Below are 14,416 nucleotides of genomic sequence, written 5' to 3' on the forward strand. Positions count from 1 at the left end.
ACGTTCGACCTGGGTGACGTGGATGTCATCGCGTCCGACCATGACGGCGACAGCGCCAGTGGTACGGTCAGCCTGTTCGTCTCCGATGACGAGCCGACGTCTGAGGTCGCCGGTGATGTAACGGTGGTCGAAGGCCAGACGGCATCGGGCACCTGGAGCGTTAGCATGGGCGCTGATCAGCCGGGTTCGGTGGTGGTGGAATTTGGTGGCGCCACTTACGCCATCGATGCAGCCATTGACACCGGCAAGGGTACGCTGACCGTTAAGAGTGACGGGACGTGGGAGTTTGTCGCCAATGACAACCTCGACAACGACCTTGCGCAGTCAATCAGCTTCGCCGTCACCGCGACGGACGAAGATAATGACGTCGCCAGCGATCCGCATACGGTTGCCATTACCGATGGCGCTGGGCCGACGGGCGGGGACACGCTGTCGCTGACGGTCGATGACGAAGCGCTCGACGATGACGGCAACAATCCGGGGTCGGCCGCCGAGGTCGATGACGGCATGCTCAGCTTCACCGCTGGCTCCGATGCGCTGACCAGCTTCGCCTTCTCGATGGACCTGTCGGGTCTGGACAGCAGCCTGACCTGGGTGCGCGTCAACGACACGACGATCACGGGTAGCGATGGTGGCCGCCTGGTGGTCACGCTGACCCTGTCGGCACCGGCCTCGATTGCCGCGGGTGCTTCGGGCGACGTGACCGTCACGGCGACGCTCAACGATGAGTATAACGACCACCCGCTGTTCACGCAGGACGACACGTTCGACCTGGGTGACGTGGATGTCATCGCGTCCGACCATGACGGCGACAGCGCCAGTGGTACGGTCAGCCTGTTCGTCTCCGATGACGAGCCGGTTATCACCAATGTAACCGATGCTGAAGACACGTTGGAACTGGAAGCTGGAGACACGCAGCTAGATGCGACCGGAGATTTTGCCTATTCGATTGGTGCCGACATCAACGATTACACATCTAGCAGTGATTTCGTTTCCCTTACGTTAGGCGTCACGGTCGGCGGCGCGAACGCTTTGTCTGTTTCGCAGCCCGTGTTGCAGAGCGAGGATGCCAATTCGGCGACCTTCAGCTTTAGTTTCACCTATGACGACGGCCCGATTACGCCGGGAGACGCGACGGCCAACGGCTCGATAGTATTCGACAAGGTAAACGGAACCTACACCGTGTCGGTCGATCCGATCGAGAGTTTCTCGATCGAGACAACCTCGCAGGGCTCGGCATTCACGGGTTACCAGCTGAATACGTCGACAACCGACAACACCCAGCCCACGATAGCCGTGACGACCGTGCGCGCCGAATCGGCACCGGGTGCCGATGATGGTTTCTACGTGCAGTTCGACTCGTCGAAGGCTCCGGGCAACAACAGCCTGAATTTCACCGGTGGAAATAATGTGTTCGATCCGGGCGAAGTTATGACCCAGAACGATAGCTGGGTTTCCGTATCGAACGATGCAAATGGCGTCGCGGGAGATACGGTCGGCAAGGGCGAAGTACTCGATATGACCTTCTACAGCTCGAATCCGTTCGGTTTCGAGCCTGGCAATGGCGGTAATCCTGCCGAAATTGTGGGTGTATCGACCATCTTCTTCAAATTGGACGGTATTGGCAATAATGAAGACGCGATCGTGATCCTCAAGTTGCTCAATACGAGCACCATGACGGAAACCACTATCGCGATCTCGGTCCAGAATAGTGACATGCTCAAGCAGGGGGATAATCTCGGCCAGTTCAGTTCGGTCACGCTTGACAACAACGATGCGCTGATTGTGATCGAGCCGAACGACTATCTGACCGATGCACAGATCGCGAGCGGCGATTGGGTTATCATTGGGGCGCAGGTTGCCGCCGAAAACGGCAGTCTTACCGGTCCGACAGTCAACTTGAACGGTGCGGTGAATCTGTATGACGGTAACGGCAATCTCATACAGGATGGCGGTAGCGATACCGTAACGCCGGGTACGCTCGACACTTCGACGATCCAATCCGACACCGACGATACCGGGTTCAAGATTTCGGACATCGGCTTCATCTCAACGCAGTCGACCCCGCAGGAGGCGGTGCTGACTTTCGACGCAGTGTTGCACGATGCCGACGGGGATACGGTCACCGCAAACCAGTTCACGGTGACCTTCTCGGATTCGGCCAGCAACACGTTGTCGCTGGCCAGTTCAGCGAAGGAAGCGATTGGCGAGCCGCAGAGCAGCATGCTCATTGCCGGTAATGACAATACTCACTTCCAGCAGCAGAGCTTTAGCCATTCGCTGATGCTGGGCGCGGCGATCGCCGTCGCCTACGGCACCGAATATGCCAACGTCCACACGGTGATGAAGACCGGGCTTGCCGACTTTGAACAGGGCACAATCAGCTTCGCGATGCCGCAGTCCGATTTTGCCACGACGATCGGCGCGGACGGGCATGGCTTCATGCTCGACATGCCCTCTCTCGGCGGCGGCGTGATGGCCGCTCCGTCGGCCAGCCCCGCGATCGTGGGCCGCGAAGCGATCGACCATGGCGATCTACAGGGCAGCGACGTGGCACCGGTGATGGCCGCGCCCGCGATCGACGCATTGCCTGCGGGCGGCCTGGGCGATGCGCCTGCGCCGATGGCAATGATGGCGAGCGACGTGGTGATGCCGGGCGCACAGGCGCTGGCGATCATGGCCAAGGAATCGGCCGCGCTCGCCGAAATGCCCGCCGAAGCGGTGGACAAGACCATCGCCGAAGCGCTGGCGGGCGGCGATGCCAATCCCATCGACGGCGTCCTCGCGATGCTCGGCGGCGGCGGCAGCGTCGTCAGCGAAATGGCGATGATTCCCGATGTTCCGCTGTGGGACAGCGGCCTGTTTGGCGGCTTTACGCAAAGCGCGCCCGACATCATGGTGATGGAAGCGATGGTGCTTCATCACGATGCGATCACCCCGGCAGCGAACGGATGATCGAAGGATGAGGCCCTTCGGGGTCCTCGGTTCAGGTAACCAGAAGAGGGGCATGACATGAAAAAGCACTGGACGATGATCGTTCCCGGAGCGGTGCTGATGGCCGGCCTGGCCGCATCGCCGGCTGAGGCGGTGGATCTCAAGACCGCGATCCAGCAGGCCTTGCAGACCAATCCCGAAATCCACCAGGCGGTGCAGAACAAGGCGGCGACCCGCTGGGAACGGCGCCAGGCCGAGGGGCTCTATTATCCGCGGCTGTCGGTCGAACTGTCGGGCGGGGTGCGCGAACTGAAGAACCCCAGCCGCCGGGCGCTCAACATCGCCAGCGACACGCTCTACCCTCTCGAGGCGCAGGCGATGGTCGAGCAGCTCCTGATGGACAATGGCGCGCGCGAACATGAAATCCGCTACCAGGCCGCGCGCACCGATGCCGCCGCCGCGCGGATCGAGGAACGCAGCGAATTCATCGCGCTCAACACCAGCCGCGCCTATATCGACTATCTGCTTCAGCAGCGCCTCGTGGCGATCGAAATGGACAATGCCGCCTTCCACCAGCGGCTTGCCGGCGATCTTCGCCAGGGCGTGCAGCAGGGCTCGATCTCGATCGCCGACCAGCAGCAGGCCGAGGAACGGCTTGCCGCCGCGCAAGCGCGCGTGGTCGAGGCGCAGGAAGAGCTGGATTATGCCGCGATCGAATTCGAACGGCTCACCGGTATGCCGATCGGCGATGTCACCATGCCGCCCGACCTGTCGGGTGCGATGCCCGAATCGCTCTATGTCGCCGAACAGATGGCGCGCAACCACAATCCGCTGGTGCAGGAAAGCGCCGCCGATCTCGCCGCCGCGCGCGAACTCATCATGAAGGCCAAGGCCGAAATGGGGCCGCGTTTCTCGCTCGAAGGCCGCGCCCGCGTCGGCACCGATATCGACGGGTTCGAAGGCGACACCACCGATCTGATGGCGCGCGGCGTGATGCGCTGGACGCTGTTCGATGGAATGGCCAACTCGGCCAATGTGCGTGAACAACAGGCCCGCGCAAACCAGCAGCATGCGCTCCTGTTCGAACAGCAGCGCAAGGCCGTCGAGACCGTGCGCCAGGCGTGGAGCCGGCTCCAGAACCAGGGCCGCCTCGTCGATGCGCTGACGCAGCAGAACCGCGTGTCGGACGATCTGCTCCTGTCCTACCGGGAACAGTTCAACGTGGGTCGCCGCTCGCTGCTCGACGTGCTCGACGCGCAGAATACGCGCGCCAACGTACAGGCGCAGCTCCAGGTCGCGACCCTGGCGCAGCTTTATGCCCAGTATCGCGTGCTCGCCGCGACCAACAACCTCCTCGAGGCGATGGGTCTCGACATGGCCAGCGAGGCCTGGAGCGGGGAGCGCGACGAATATTCGGTCCTGCCGGTCTATCCCGGGGACTATGACGAAAACACGATCGTGAAGCCGCTGGTCGTCGGCCCGCCGGCTTCGGACGATTGATGAAGATGGGGACGGGAATTGATCGTCGAGAATTGGCTGGATAGCGCTTCAGCGAAAGGGATCGATCCCGTCCTCGATTGTCTGGGCCGGGTGGCCCGCATGCAGGACCGGCCTTCGTCGCCGGTCCTTTTGCGTGCCGGGCTGGCGGTTAACGAAAAGGGTTATCTCCCCTTCCATCAGGTCGAACCGGCGCTCGACCAGGTCGGGATGCGCGGCTTCCCTGTTTCGCGCCGGCTGCGGGGCTGGAAGGAAAGCCAGCTTCCGGCGATCCTCGACATGGAAGGCGGCAACGCCATCCTGCTTCTCGAACTGCGCGACGGCCAGGCACGTATCGAGGCGCCGGGCATCGAGGAGGAGATGTGGGTCGATCTCGATCGCATCGAGGCGGCTTATGCGGGACAGGCGGTGATCGTCGAACCCGATCCCACCCGCGAACGCGAAGGCGAACGCCCCTGGGACAAGGCGAAACGGCAGCACTGGTTCTGGTCCGAGGTATGGAAGGCGCGGCGCGACTTCACGCCGGTGATTATCGCGGCGCTGGTGATCAACCTGCTCGCGCTTGCGGTGCCGCTCTTCACCATGAATGTCTATGACCGGGTGATCCCCAACAATGCGGTCTCCTCGCTCTGGGTGCTCGCGCTCGGTGTCATTCTCGCGCTCGGCTTCGATTATGTGCTCCGGCTCGCGCGCAGCCAGCTGGTCGATGAAATCGGTCGCCGCCTCGATGCGCGCTATTCGCAGAAGATCTTCGAGAAGGTGATGAACCTGCCGATGGCCGAACGGCAGGGCTCGACCGGCGCCTTCGCGCGGCGCGTTTCCGAATATGAACAGGTGCGCGACTTCTTCGCTTCGACCAGCGTCGTGCTGCTCGTCGACATTGCCTTCATGGCAATTTTCATCGGCTTCATCGCCTTGCTCGCGGGATGGCTGGTCGTGGTTCCGCTCGTGGGCATCACGCTGATGCTGATCGTCGGCTATGGCGTCCAGAAGGCGATGGGCCGGATCGCGCTCGACGCGCAGGCCGACAGTTCGCTCCAGCATAGCGTCCTGGTCGAAAGCATCTCGGGCGTCGAAACCCTGAAATCGGCGCGCGCCGAAGGCCAGATGCTCGGCCGTTGGCGCCGTTTCGCGGCCATGTCGGCGGCGACCCAGGAAAAGATGCGCCGTCTCACCGCGATCGCGGTCAATCTCGCTTCGATCGCCCAGCAGGCGATGAGCGTGGGGCTGATCATCGGCGGCTTCTATCTCTTCAACTCGGGCGACATCACCATGGGCGGCATCATCGCCATCGTGATGATCGCGGGCCGCGCCATGTCGCCGGTCGGCCAGTTCGCTTTCTTGATGACGCGGGGCAAACAAGCGATGGCGACTCTCGCTTCGATCCAGCAGATGATGGAAGCGCCCGACGAACGCACGATGGTCTCGCGCTCGATCGTCCCCGAGATCCGCGAAGGCCGGATCCGCATGGAAGATGTCGCCTTCCGCTATCCCGAGGCGCCGACCGACAGCCTCGCGGCATTGAATTTTTCGATCGAACCGGGCGAGAAGATCGGCATCATCGGCCGCGTCGCATCGGGCAAATCGACGCTCGGTCGCCTCGTCTGCGGTCTTTACGCGCCCAGCGAAGGAGTGATGAGCGTGGACGGCCTCGACAGCCGCCAATATCATCCCCACCAACTGCGCGAGGCCTTCCGTTTCGTCGGCCAGGACGCCGATCTCTTCTCAGGGACAGTACGCGATAACCTGATGCTCGGCGCCGCCCGCGCTAGTGACGAGGAACTCATCGACGCGGTCCGCAGGTCGGGCGCCGACATCTTCCTTTCCAAGGGCGCTTCGGGGTTCGACATGAATGTCGGCGAACGCGGCGGAAAGCTGTCGGGCGGGCAACGCACGCTTCTCGTCCTCGCCCGCGCTCTCGTCCGTCCATCGAAGCTTCTCTTCCTCGATGAACCCACGGGCAACATGGACACCCAGACCGAGCTCTATTTCATCGACCGGCTGAAGGATGCGCTGGCGCCGAAGCAGACCCTTATGGTCGCCACTCACCGCCACAACATGCTGCGGCTGGTCGACCGGCTGCTGGTGATCGAAAAGGGCCGGATCATCGCCGACGGCCCGCGCGACGAGATCCTCGCGCGCATGGGCAATGCCTCCAAAAAGGCCTCCGACCAATGATCCGCCGCCTCGCCTCGCTGCGCCCCGCGCGCGTGGAGGTCGCCGCCCTCTGCGCCGCCGCGCTGCTCATCGCCATCTCCACCGGCCAGCCCGACGAAGCCGCCGCGCCCAATTCGGCCACCGCGCTCCTCGCCCCTGCCGAGGCACAGGCGCTCGTCTCGGCCACCGAAGGCAATGCGCTCGCCGACTATCGCGCGGTCGGGCAAAGCGCCGAGATGATCAACGCCGCCATGCCCTTCTCGCGCGGCGGCCTCGACACCGCTCGACCCTTCGCTCCGCGCGGCGGCCTCGATGATGCCCGCGCCCATCTCTGCCTCACCCAGGCCATCTATTATGAAGCGGGCTTCGAACCCGTCGTAGGCCGCCGCGCGGTCGCGCAGGTAGTGCTCAACCGCGTCCGCCACCCCGCCTTCGCCGCATCGGTCTGCGGCGTGGTCTATGAAGGCGCGAAAAAGCCCGTCTGCCAGTTCAGCTTCACCTGCGACGGCTCGCTCGACCGCCGCCCCGCCGCCGCCGCCTGGGCCGAAGCACGCCGCATCGCCCGCGAAGCCCTCGATGGCCGGGTCGAGCCCTCGGTTGGCACCGCGACCCATTATCACGCCGACTATGTCGCGCCGCGCTGGGCACCGATGCTCGCCAAGGTCGAGAAGATCGGCACACACATCTTCTATCGCTGGCCCGGCAATTGGGGCCGCCGTCCGGCTTTCGTGCAGGGCTATCATGGCGAGCCGCTCGGCGCCGACGCGCTCCGCCCCGTCCACTATCTCGGCAAGCGAATGACCCGCCCCGAGGAAAACGAAGCCTCGCCCGCACCCGTCCCCGAAGGCCCGCGCATCGCCCGTGCCGACAATGACGTCGGCGGCCTTCTCGACACCTCGAAGGGCTGGACGCTCGACATTCCCGCTCCCGAGGACAGTGGCCACGCCGCGCAGGCCATCGCCCGCCTCCAGGCCGCGCCTTCCCAATCTCCGGCGGATCGCCCCGCCGCAACCATCAGCCAGGGTGCCCGATGAACGCTTTTTCCTTCATCAAGGACCGCGCCGACCAGCGCCGCCAGCCGATGGGCAGCGCCCAGCGCACCATCCTCATCATCGCCGCCACTTTCGCGGCCTTCATCGTCTGGGCGCTCATCGCACAGGTGGACGAAGTGACGCGCGGGCAGGGGCAGGTCATCCCCTCGGGCCGCATCCAGCTCATCCAGGCCTCCGAACCCGCGGTGGTGACCGAGATCCTCAAGCGCTCGGGCGAGGCCGTGAAGGCAGGCGAGGTGCTCGCCCGGCTCGACGATACCCAGTCGGCTTCCGAACTCGGACAGATTGAGGCCGAGACCTCCGCGCTCCAGGCCCGCGAGGCGCGGCTCCGCGCCGAGGGCACCGGCAGCGCGCTCGAATGCCAGGGCGCGGGCTGCAGCGACGAACAGGCCGTGAGCGCGGCCCGCCGCTCGGCACTCAGCAGCCGGGTCGCCGCCTTGAACGCGCAGGCCGAACAGTCGCGCCGCGATGCCGCCGAGGCCAATGCTACCATCGACAGCCTTTCAAGCTCGCTCCGCCTCGCGCAGCAGAATGTCTCGCGGCTCGAACCCTTGGCAGGCCGCAACATCGTGCCCCAGACCGAACTTGATGATGCCCGCCGCGAAGTGATCGATCTCCAGGGCCGCATCGCCGCCGCGCGCGAGCAGCGGGGCCGCGCGCTTGCGGCCGTCAACGAAGCTGCCGCGCAGGCCGCCGAGGCGCGCGCCACCTTCCGCCAGGAAGCACTCGACGAGCGCAGCCGCGTGGCCGAGCGCATCGCGGTCAACCAGCAGTCGTTGCGCGGCGCCGAGGGTCGCGTCTCGCGCACCGAACTGCGCTCGCCCGTCGACGGCATCGTCAACGATGTGCAGGTCACGACCATCGGGGGCTTCGTCCAGGCGGGCGAAAAGGTGATGGAGGTCGTCCCCGTCGGCGACAAGCTGCTCGTCGAGACACGGGTGAAGCCCGCCGACATCGCTTTCGTCGCGGTGGGCGACAAGGCGCTGGTCACCGTCACCGCCTATGATTTCTCGACCTATGGCGGGCTCGAAGGGCAGGTGGTGCAGGTCAGCGCCGACAGCCTCTATGACGAGGTCGAACGCGAGGCCTATTTCAACGTCATCGTCGAGACCGACCGCGCCTATCTCGAAGCGGGGGGGCGCAAGCTGCCGATCACTCCGGGCATGATGACCGACACCCAGATCATCACCGGGCGCAAGAGCGTGCTTGCCTATCTGATGAAACCGATCCGCAAGGCGACCGGCGAGGCGCTCACCGAACGCTGATCAGCGCAAGAGGAGGCTCGCTGCCGGAATGGGCAGTGCCGCGCTCGACAGGCTCACCGGCTGCGGCGCGATGGCGAGTTCGTTGCCGGTCTGCGGCGCGGCGGCCATGCGAACTTCTGGATAAGGCGCGGCACGCTCATAGCCATGGGTCCAGCTTTGCCCCGCCGAATAAGTAAGGACGGGTCGCAGGTCGCGCATCGCGGACGCATCGACCAGCTGGTCATGATAATTGTCGAGCATGAGGAAACGGCCCTCGCTGCGCACGACCAGCACCGCATGGTCGTTGCGGCGCACCAGGTCCTTGGCGATGACGAGATAGAGATCGTCGGCGTCGAAACCGGCGGCGCGCAGCATCGCCATCTTGGCAATCGCATAATCCTCGCAATCGCCTTGCCCCGCGGCCAGCGTATCGGCGGCGCGGACCCAGCGGTCGGCAACCCCGAAGCGGTCGCGGTCCTCGACATAGGCGACCCGCGCGTTGACATAGCGGTTGATGCGATCGATCGCCTCGCGCTCGCTCGCATAGGCGAGGTCGCGCGCAAATCGCTCGGCACTCGCACCGGGCGATGCCGACGCGACATGGTTCCAGCGCCGGTCGAAGGGCGTTCGGCCGACGCTCAGGGCGACGGTGCCGAAAATGTCGGGGCGGCTGGCATGGGCGAAGGCGGGTCGCGGGGCGAGCGGCGAGCGCGGGTCGAGTGCCGCAGGAACGACCGGTGCGGCGGCTGCCCCTTGCGTCGACAGGATTGCCGAAAGGCTGCTTTGCTGCCCACCGAGAATGGCGCTGGCCTTGGCGCTGCCCATGCCGGCCTCATAGGCAGCCAGCCGAGGAGCGGGTGCATGGGGCTGGAGCGCTTCGCTCGCTTCGGCACTCGCCGCCAGGAAGGGCGAGGCAAGAAGCGCGGCACAAAGCGCGGCACAAAGCGCGGTGCGCATGCGAAGGGCAGGGGGCGTCCTGAACATGCCCCTTCATCTGGCAGGACAGGACGAAAATAGGGTTCAAAGTCAGGGTTAAAGCCGTCGTAACCATCGCCTATTCGACGGCGCGAAGATGCTCCTCCACCATCTGGTTGAACGCGTCCGGACGCTCGGCATTGGCCAGGTGGCCCGCGCCTTTGACAAGCCGGGTTTGCGCGCCCTTCACCAATTTCGCCAACTCTTCGGACAGGGCAGGCGGCGTGACCTGGTCCTCGTCGCCGCACAGCACCAGCGTGGGCAGGTCGATATGCCTGGCCCGCTCGCGCTGGTCGGCCAGCCAGACGGCGCGCGCGCCCTGCTCGTAACTATGCTGCGGGATGCGCGCCATCGTGGCGATCACTTCCTCGCGCAATCCGGCGGGCGGCGATGCGCCGAGCAGCATGTCCACCCGTGCTTCGGCCAGCGCACGCATCCCCATGCGGGCGCTCGCCTCGACCGAACGGTCATGGATGCCTTGCCCGTCGGGATGCAGCGCGAAACTGTCGGCAAGGACGAGGCTGGCAATCCGCTCGGGCGCCAGCGCCGCCATCGCGATCGCCACCACCCCGCCCAGCGACAGGCCGCAGACATGCGCCTTTCCGATTTCGCACGTATCGAGCAGGGCGATCATCGCGCGGGCATAATCGTCGCGTGTGGCATGGTCGGCAGGCGCGCTGTCGCCATAGCCGGGATAGTCGGCGGCCAGCGCGCGTCGATATTGGCCGAAATGGTCGAGCTGGGGCGCCCAGACGCTCTTGTCGGAGCCCACGCCGTGCAGGAACAGGATCGGCAGCCCGCGCGGGGTTTCGGGCGCGTGATGCAACAGGCCGATGGTTCCGGCGCTTGTCTCGATGGCACTCATGGCGGGCATGATGCCGCGCCGTGGCGGCTTTGCAAGTCCCCCCTCGCCGACTAGCGTGCCGCGCATGAGCAGCATCCTCCTGAACGGCGATCCGGTCCGTTTCCATCTCGACCCCGAAACGCCGCTTCTCTTCGCGCTGCGCGATGCCGCCAATCTCACGGGAACCAAATATGGCTGCGATCATGGCGGCTGCCATGCCTGCACGGTGATTGTCGATGGCCAGGCAGTGCGCAGCTGCCGGCTGCGGCTGCGCGAACTCGAAGGCGCTTCGGTCACCACGATCGAAGGGCTTTCGGCGGGCGGGCGCCACCCGGTACAGCGCGCCTGGGTCGAGGAGGATGTCAGCCTGTGCGGATCGTGCGAACCGGGTTTCATCATGGCGATCGCGGCGCTGCTCGCCACCAACGGCCGTCCCGAGCCCGCCGATTTCCAGGCGCTTCCCAACCTTTGCCCCTGCGGCGGACGGGCGGGCTTCGTCCGCGCCGGGATGCGCGCGGCCCGCCTTGTGCAGGCCAGCGAAGATGCGCCTACGCCCGCTCCCGCTCCGCCCGAAGTGTCAGAATAGGTTCAGCTTCGGCTCATCTTGCCTGTGCCACTAATCGCCGAAACGAGTGCGTAGTTTAAACGAGGAGACGTGCGGATGAGAAGCGCGATCACCCTGGCGCTGGCCATGGCATTAGCCGCGCCCGCCGCCGCAGCCGGCGACCTTGCCGGAATGGAAATGACCGTCGGCGAACGTGCCGACCCCGACCGCGACGACAATCGTCGCGATGCCCGCAACAAGCGCGCCCAGCGAGCCGAACGTGCGCTCGAACGGCGCGCCAAGGAAGTCCGCCACGAACAGCGCAGCGAGGCCCGCTCCGAACGGCGCCAGCAGCGTGCCGAACGGGCCGAGCGTGCCCAGCGCGCCGAACGGGCATCGATCGTTCGCAACCGCATCGAACAGCGCCGCGACCGCAGCGAGGATCGGGCCGATCGCCGCCGTGACCGCCACGAGGATCGCGCCGACCGTCGCCGCGACCGGCGCGAACAGCGCATCGAACATCGGCGCGAACATCGCGAGGACGGGATCGAACATCGCCGCAACCATCGCGACGCCCGCACCGAGCATCGCCGCGAACATCGCGACGAGCGGATCCGCCGCGAACGCGGCGACCGGGGCGGCGCAATCTACGAGCGGATCCGCAACGAGCAGCATGACGCCCGCCATCGTGAGGCACGGCGCGACCATGAACGGGCGCACCGCGACATGCAGCGCCACAGCTATCGTCACGGCTATCGGGACGGACGCGACTATCGCGACGGCCACTATCGCCACTGGCAGCGTCATTGGCGCAACGACCGGCGCTACGACTGGCGCCGCTATCGCGACCGCAACCGCTCGGCCTTCCGGATCGGCATCTATTATGATCCCTTCGGCTACAGCTACCGTCGCTTCGACGTCGGCTATCGCATGTGGCCGAGCTATTATGGCCAGCGCTACTGGATCAACGATCCCTGGCATTATCGCCTGCCGCCGGCCTACGGCCCCTATCGCTGGGTTCGCTATTATGACGATGCCCTGTTGGTGAACATCTACACCGGGACGGTCGTCGACGTGATCTACGACTTCTTCTGGTAGGTCCGGAGCATCGAACGATTGAGGGGCGTGGCAGCGGTGCCGCGCCCCTTTTTCATGCGGGCCGTTCGCAGAAAATTTCCGTAGCCGGGCGATTGTCGCTGTTTCGCAGCGCAGACGCATCCTAAAGCGGGCGTTAACTTGACATTCTGCTGCACGGGAAACTTCCTCGATGAACCAGCCAATTCGCCTGATCGCCGGCGCCAGCCTCCTTGCCATTCTCTCGGCCTGCACCCCCGCCGATCGCGCGCCGCCCGCTGCCGCCTCGCCCCGTGCTGCGGCTCCGGCGATGACCCAAGCCGAGGCGCATGACGCGCTCTTCGCGCTGTTCGAGGCCGCCGACGAAGACGAATTGCGCCGTAACCCGCTGTTCGCTCTCCTGCGCGGCGACACCCGCTATGCCGACCTGGTCGGCGACTATTTCACCGACGCCTTCGACCGCGAGGCCCGTGCCAGCGCCGAACGCAATCTTCGCCAGCTCCAGGCGATCCCGCGCGCCAGTCTCTCGGCGACCGACCGCATCGCCTATGACGTGTTCGAACATAACCAGCGCCAGGCATTGATCGACAGCAGCGCGGAAATGCTAGCGCTCACCAATGTCCGCCCGATCAACCATTTCTCGGGCTTCCACACCTTCTATCCCACCTTCGCCTCGGGGCAGGGCGCGGCACCCTTCAAGACGCTCGCCGACTATGAAAACAATCTGAAGCGCCACCGCCAGTTCGCGGCGCTCATGGACCGCGCCATCGCCCGCTTCCGCGAAGGGCTCGACAGCGGCGTCCTCGAAACCCGCCTCACCATCAGCAATGTCATCGAACAGTTCGACACCCAGCTGGCAATTCCTCCCACCAAAAGCCCTTTCTACGGCCCGGTGGAAAAGATGCCCGACAGCTTCACCCCCGCGCAAAAGGAACGCCTCCGCGCCAAATATGAAGAGGTGATCACAGGCTCGCTCTACCCCGCCTTCACCCGCATGCGCAATTTCCTGCGCGACGAATATCACCCCCGCGCCCGCGACAGCGTCGGCCTGTCACAGATGAAAGGCGGCGCCCGCCTCTACGATCGCCTGATCGAGACCAGCACCACGCTCCCCCTCTCGGCCGACAGTCTCCACGACCTCGGCCTCTCCGAAGTCGCCCGTATCCGCGCCGACATGGAAAAGGTAAAAGCCCAGGTCGGCTTCACCGGCACACTCGAGCAATTCTTCGACCATCTGCGCACCGACCAGCGCTTCAAGCCCCAAAGCCGCGAATGGCTCACCCAGCGCTATTATGACATCGGCAAGAAGGTCGACGCCCATATCGGCGACTATTTCGGCACGCTCCCCGAAACCCCGCTCGAGATCCGCCCCTACGAGCCCTTCCGCGAGAAATTCTCCGCCGGCGGTTCCTACCAGCAGGGCACCCCCGACGGCTCGCGCCCCGGCATCTTCTACTTCAACGCCTACGACCTGCCGAGCCGCACCACGCCCGGCATGACCACCCTCTATCTCCACGAAGGCGCCCCCGGCCACCACTTCCAGATCAGCCTCGCCGCCGAGAATGAAGATCTCCCCGCCTTCATGCGCTTCGGCGGCAACACCGCCTATGTCGAAGGCTGGGCGCTCTATGCCGAGACGCTCGGCTACGACATGGGCCTGTTCGACGACCCCTACCAGCGCCAGGGCACGCTCGACGACGAGATGCTCCGCGCGATGCGGCTGGTGGTCGACACCGGCATCCACGCCAAGGGATGGAGCCGCGACCAAGCGATCCGCTACATGATGGACAACAGTTCGATGGGCCGCACCGATGCCACCGCCGAAGTCGAGCGCTACATCGCCATCCCGGGCCAGGCGCTCGCCTACAAGGTCGGCGCGCTCAAGATCCAGGCGCTGCGCGACAAGGCCAAGGCCGCGCTGGGCGAGGATTTCGACATCCGCGCCTTCCACGACCAGGTGCTGATGACGGGCGCCCTCCCGCTCCCCGTTCTCGAGCGCAAGATCGACGACTGGATTGCTGCGGGCGGCGTATAGCGGAACGTTTCGCCGCCCCCGCACGCTCTTTCCTTGAACCCCAATTCAAAGGAGAGCGCC

10 protein-coding genes are annotated in these 14,416 nt (G+C 65.1%); 8 read left to right on the forward strand and 2 right to left on the reverse strand.

The features are described from left to right. The 5 genes from FHS50_RS00135 to FHS50_RS00155 all read left to right on the forward strand — a co-directional run. Positions 1-2,955: hypothetical protein (locus FHS50_RS00135; protein ID WP_221184809.1), on the forward strand; the 2,955-nt coding region annotated here is incomplete at its 5' end. 57 nt (positions 2,956-3,012) lie between these two features. Further along, complete coding sequence (locus FHS50_RS00140) at positions 3,013-4,434, forward strand: TolC family protein (protein ID WP_183932342.1); 1,422 nt, start codon at positions 3,013-3,015, stop codon at positions 4,432-4,434. Positions 4,435-4,452: 18 nt separating this feature from the next. Then, a complete protein-coding gene (locus FHS50_RS00145; RefSeq protein WP_265568830.1) occupies positions 4,453-6,609 on the forward strand; it encodes a type I secretion system permease/ATPase in 2,157 nt (718 codons plus the stop codon). Next, positions 6,606-7,622 (forward strand): cell wall hydrolase, encoded by a 1,017-nt coding sequence (locus tag FHS50_RS00150; RefSeq protein ID WP_183932343.1) that lies wholly within the window; start codon positions 6,606-6,608, stop codon positions 7,620-7,622. Before FHS50_RS00145 ends, FHS50_RS00150 begins: the two co-directional genes overlap by 4 nt. Continuing rightward, entirely contained in the window at positions 7,619-8,905 is a 1,287-nt protein-coding gene (locus FHS50_RS00155; RefSeq protein WP_246332888.1) for an HlyD family type I secretion periplasmic adaptor subunit, read from the forward strand. The genes FHS50_RS00150 and FHS50_RS00155 overlap by 4 nt, the downstream gene beginning before the upstream one ends. On the opposite strand, the gene FHS50_RS00160 is transcribed toward FHS50_RS00155, so the two are convergent. Continuing rightward, the gene (locus FHS50_RS00160) at positions 8,906-9,868 is read right to left on the reverse strand and encodes a transglutaminase-like cysteine peptidase (protein ID WP_183932344.1); all 963 of its coding nucleotides are present in this window, start codon (positions 9,866-9,868) and stop codon (positions 8,906-8,908) included. It abuts the gene before it with no gap. A gap of 70 nt (positions 9,869-9,938) precedes the next feature. Further along, a complete protein-coding gene (locus FHS50_RS00165; RefSeq protein WP_183932345.1) occupies positions 9,939-10,733 on the reverse strand; it encodes an alpha/beta fold hydrolase in 795 nt (264 codons plus the stop codon). 55 nt (positions 10,734-10,788) lie between these two features. Here FHS50_RS00165 and FHS50_RS00170 point away from each other — a divergent pair, with 55 nt between their 5' ends. The 3 genes from FHS50_RS00170 (at position 10,789) to FHS50_RS00180 (ending at position 14,356) form a co-directional block, all read left to right on the forward strand. Beyond that, positions 10,789-11,289, forward strand: a complete 501-nt coding sequence (locus FHS50_RS00170) for a (2Fe-2S)-binding protein (RefSeq protein ID WP_183932346.1) — start codon at positions 10,789-10,791, stop codon at positions 11,287-11,289. 75 nt (positions 11,290-11,364) lie between these two features. Next, positions 11,365-12,345, forward strand: a complete 981-nt coding sequence (locus FHS50_RS00175) for an RcnB family protein (RefSeq protein ID WP_246332889.1) — start codon at positions 11,365-11,367, stop codon at positions 12,343-12,345. Positions 12,346-12,514: 169 nt separating this feature from the next. After that, positions 12,515-14,356: a DUF885 domain-containing protein gene (locus tag FHS50_RS00180; protein ID WP_183932347.1), complete on the forward strand. Its 1,842-nt coding sequence runs from the start codon at positions 12,515-12,517 to the stop codon at positions 14,354-14,356. The last annotated feature ends 60 nt before the right edge of the window (positions 14,357-14,416 follow it).

The sequence above is a fragment of the Sphingomicrobium lutaoense genome (assembly GCF_014195685.1).
Taxonomy (GTDB): domain Bacteria; phylum Pseudomonadota; class Alphaproteobacteria; order Sphingomonadales; family Sphingomonadaceae; genus Sphingomicrobium; species Sphingomicrobium lutaoense.

What these genes read in the sequence shown, in the direction of transcription:
- FHS50_RS00140 (WP_183932342.1), top strand. Translation starts at nt 3,013, where the DNA reads ATGAAAAAGCACTGGACGATGATCGTTCCCGGAGCGGTGCTGATGGCC.
- FHS50_RS00150 (WP_183932343.1), top strand. Translation starts at nt 6,606, where the DNA reads ATGATCCGCCGCCTCGCCTCGCTGCGCCCCGCGCGCGTGGAGGTCGCC.
- FHS50_RS00155 (WP_246332888.1), top strand. Translation starts at nt 7,619, where the DNA reads ATGAACGCTTTTTCCTTCATCAAGGACCGCGCCGACCAGCGCCGCCAG.
- FHS50_RS00160 (WP_183932344.1), bottom strand. Translation starts at nt 9,868, where the DNA reads ATGTTCAGGACGCCCCCTGCCCTTCGCATGCGCACCGCGCTTTGTGCC.
- FHS50_RS00165 (WP_183932345.1), bottom strand. Translation starts at nt 10,733, where the DNA reads ATGCCCGCCATGAGTGCCATCGAGACAAGCGCCGGAACCATCGGCCTG.
- FHS50_RS00170 (WP_183932346.1), top strand. Translation starts at nt 10,789, where the DNA reads ATGAGCAGCATCCTCCTGAACGGCGATCCGGTCCGTTTCCATCTCGAC.
- FHS50_RS00175 (WP_246332889.1), top strand. Translation starts at nt 11,365, where the DNA reads ATGAGAAGCGCGATCACCCTGGCGCTGGCCATGGCATTAGCCGCGCCC.
- FHS50_RS00180 (WP_183932347.1), top strand. Translation starts at nt 12,515, where the DNA reads ATGAACCAGCCAATTCGCCTGATCGCCGGCGCCAGCCTCCTTGCCATT.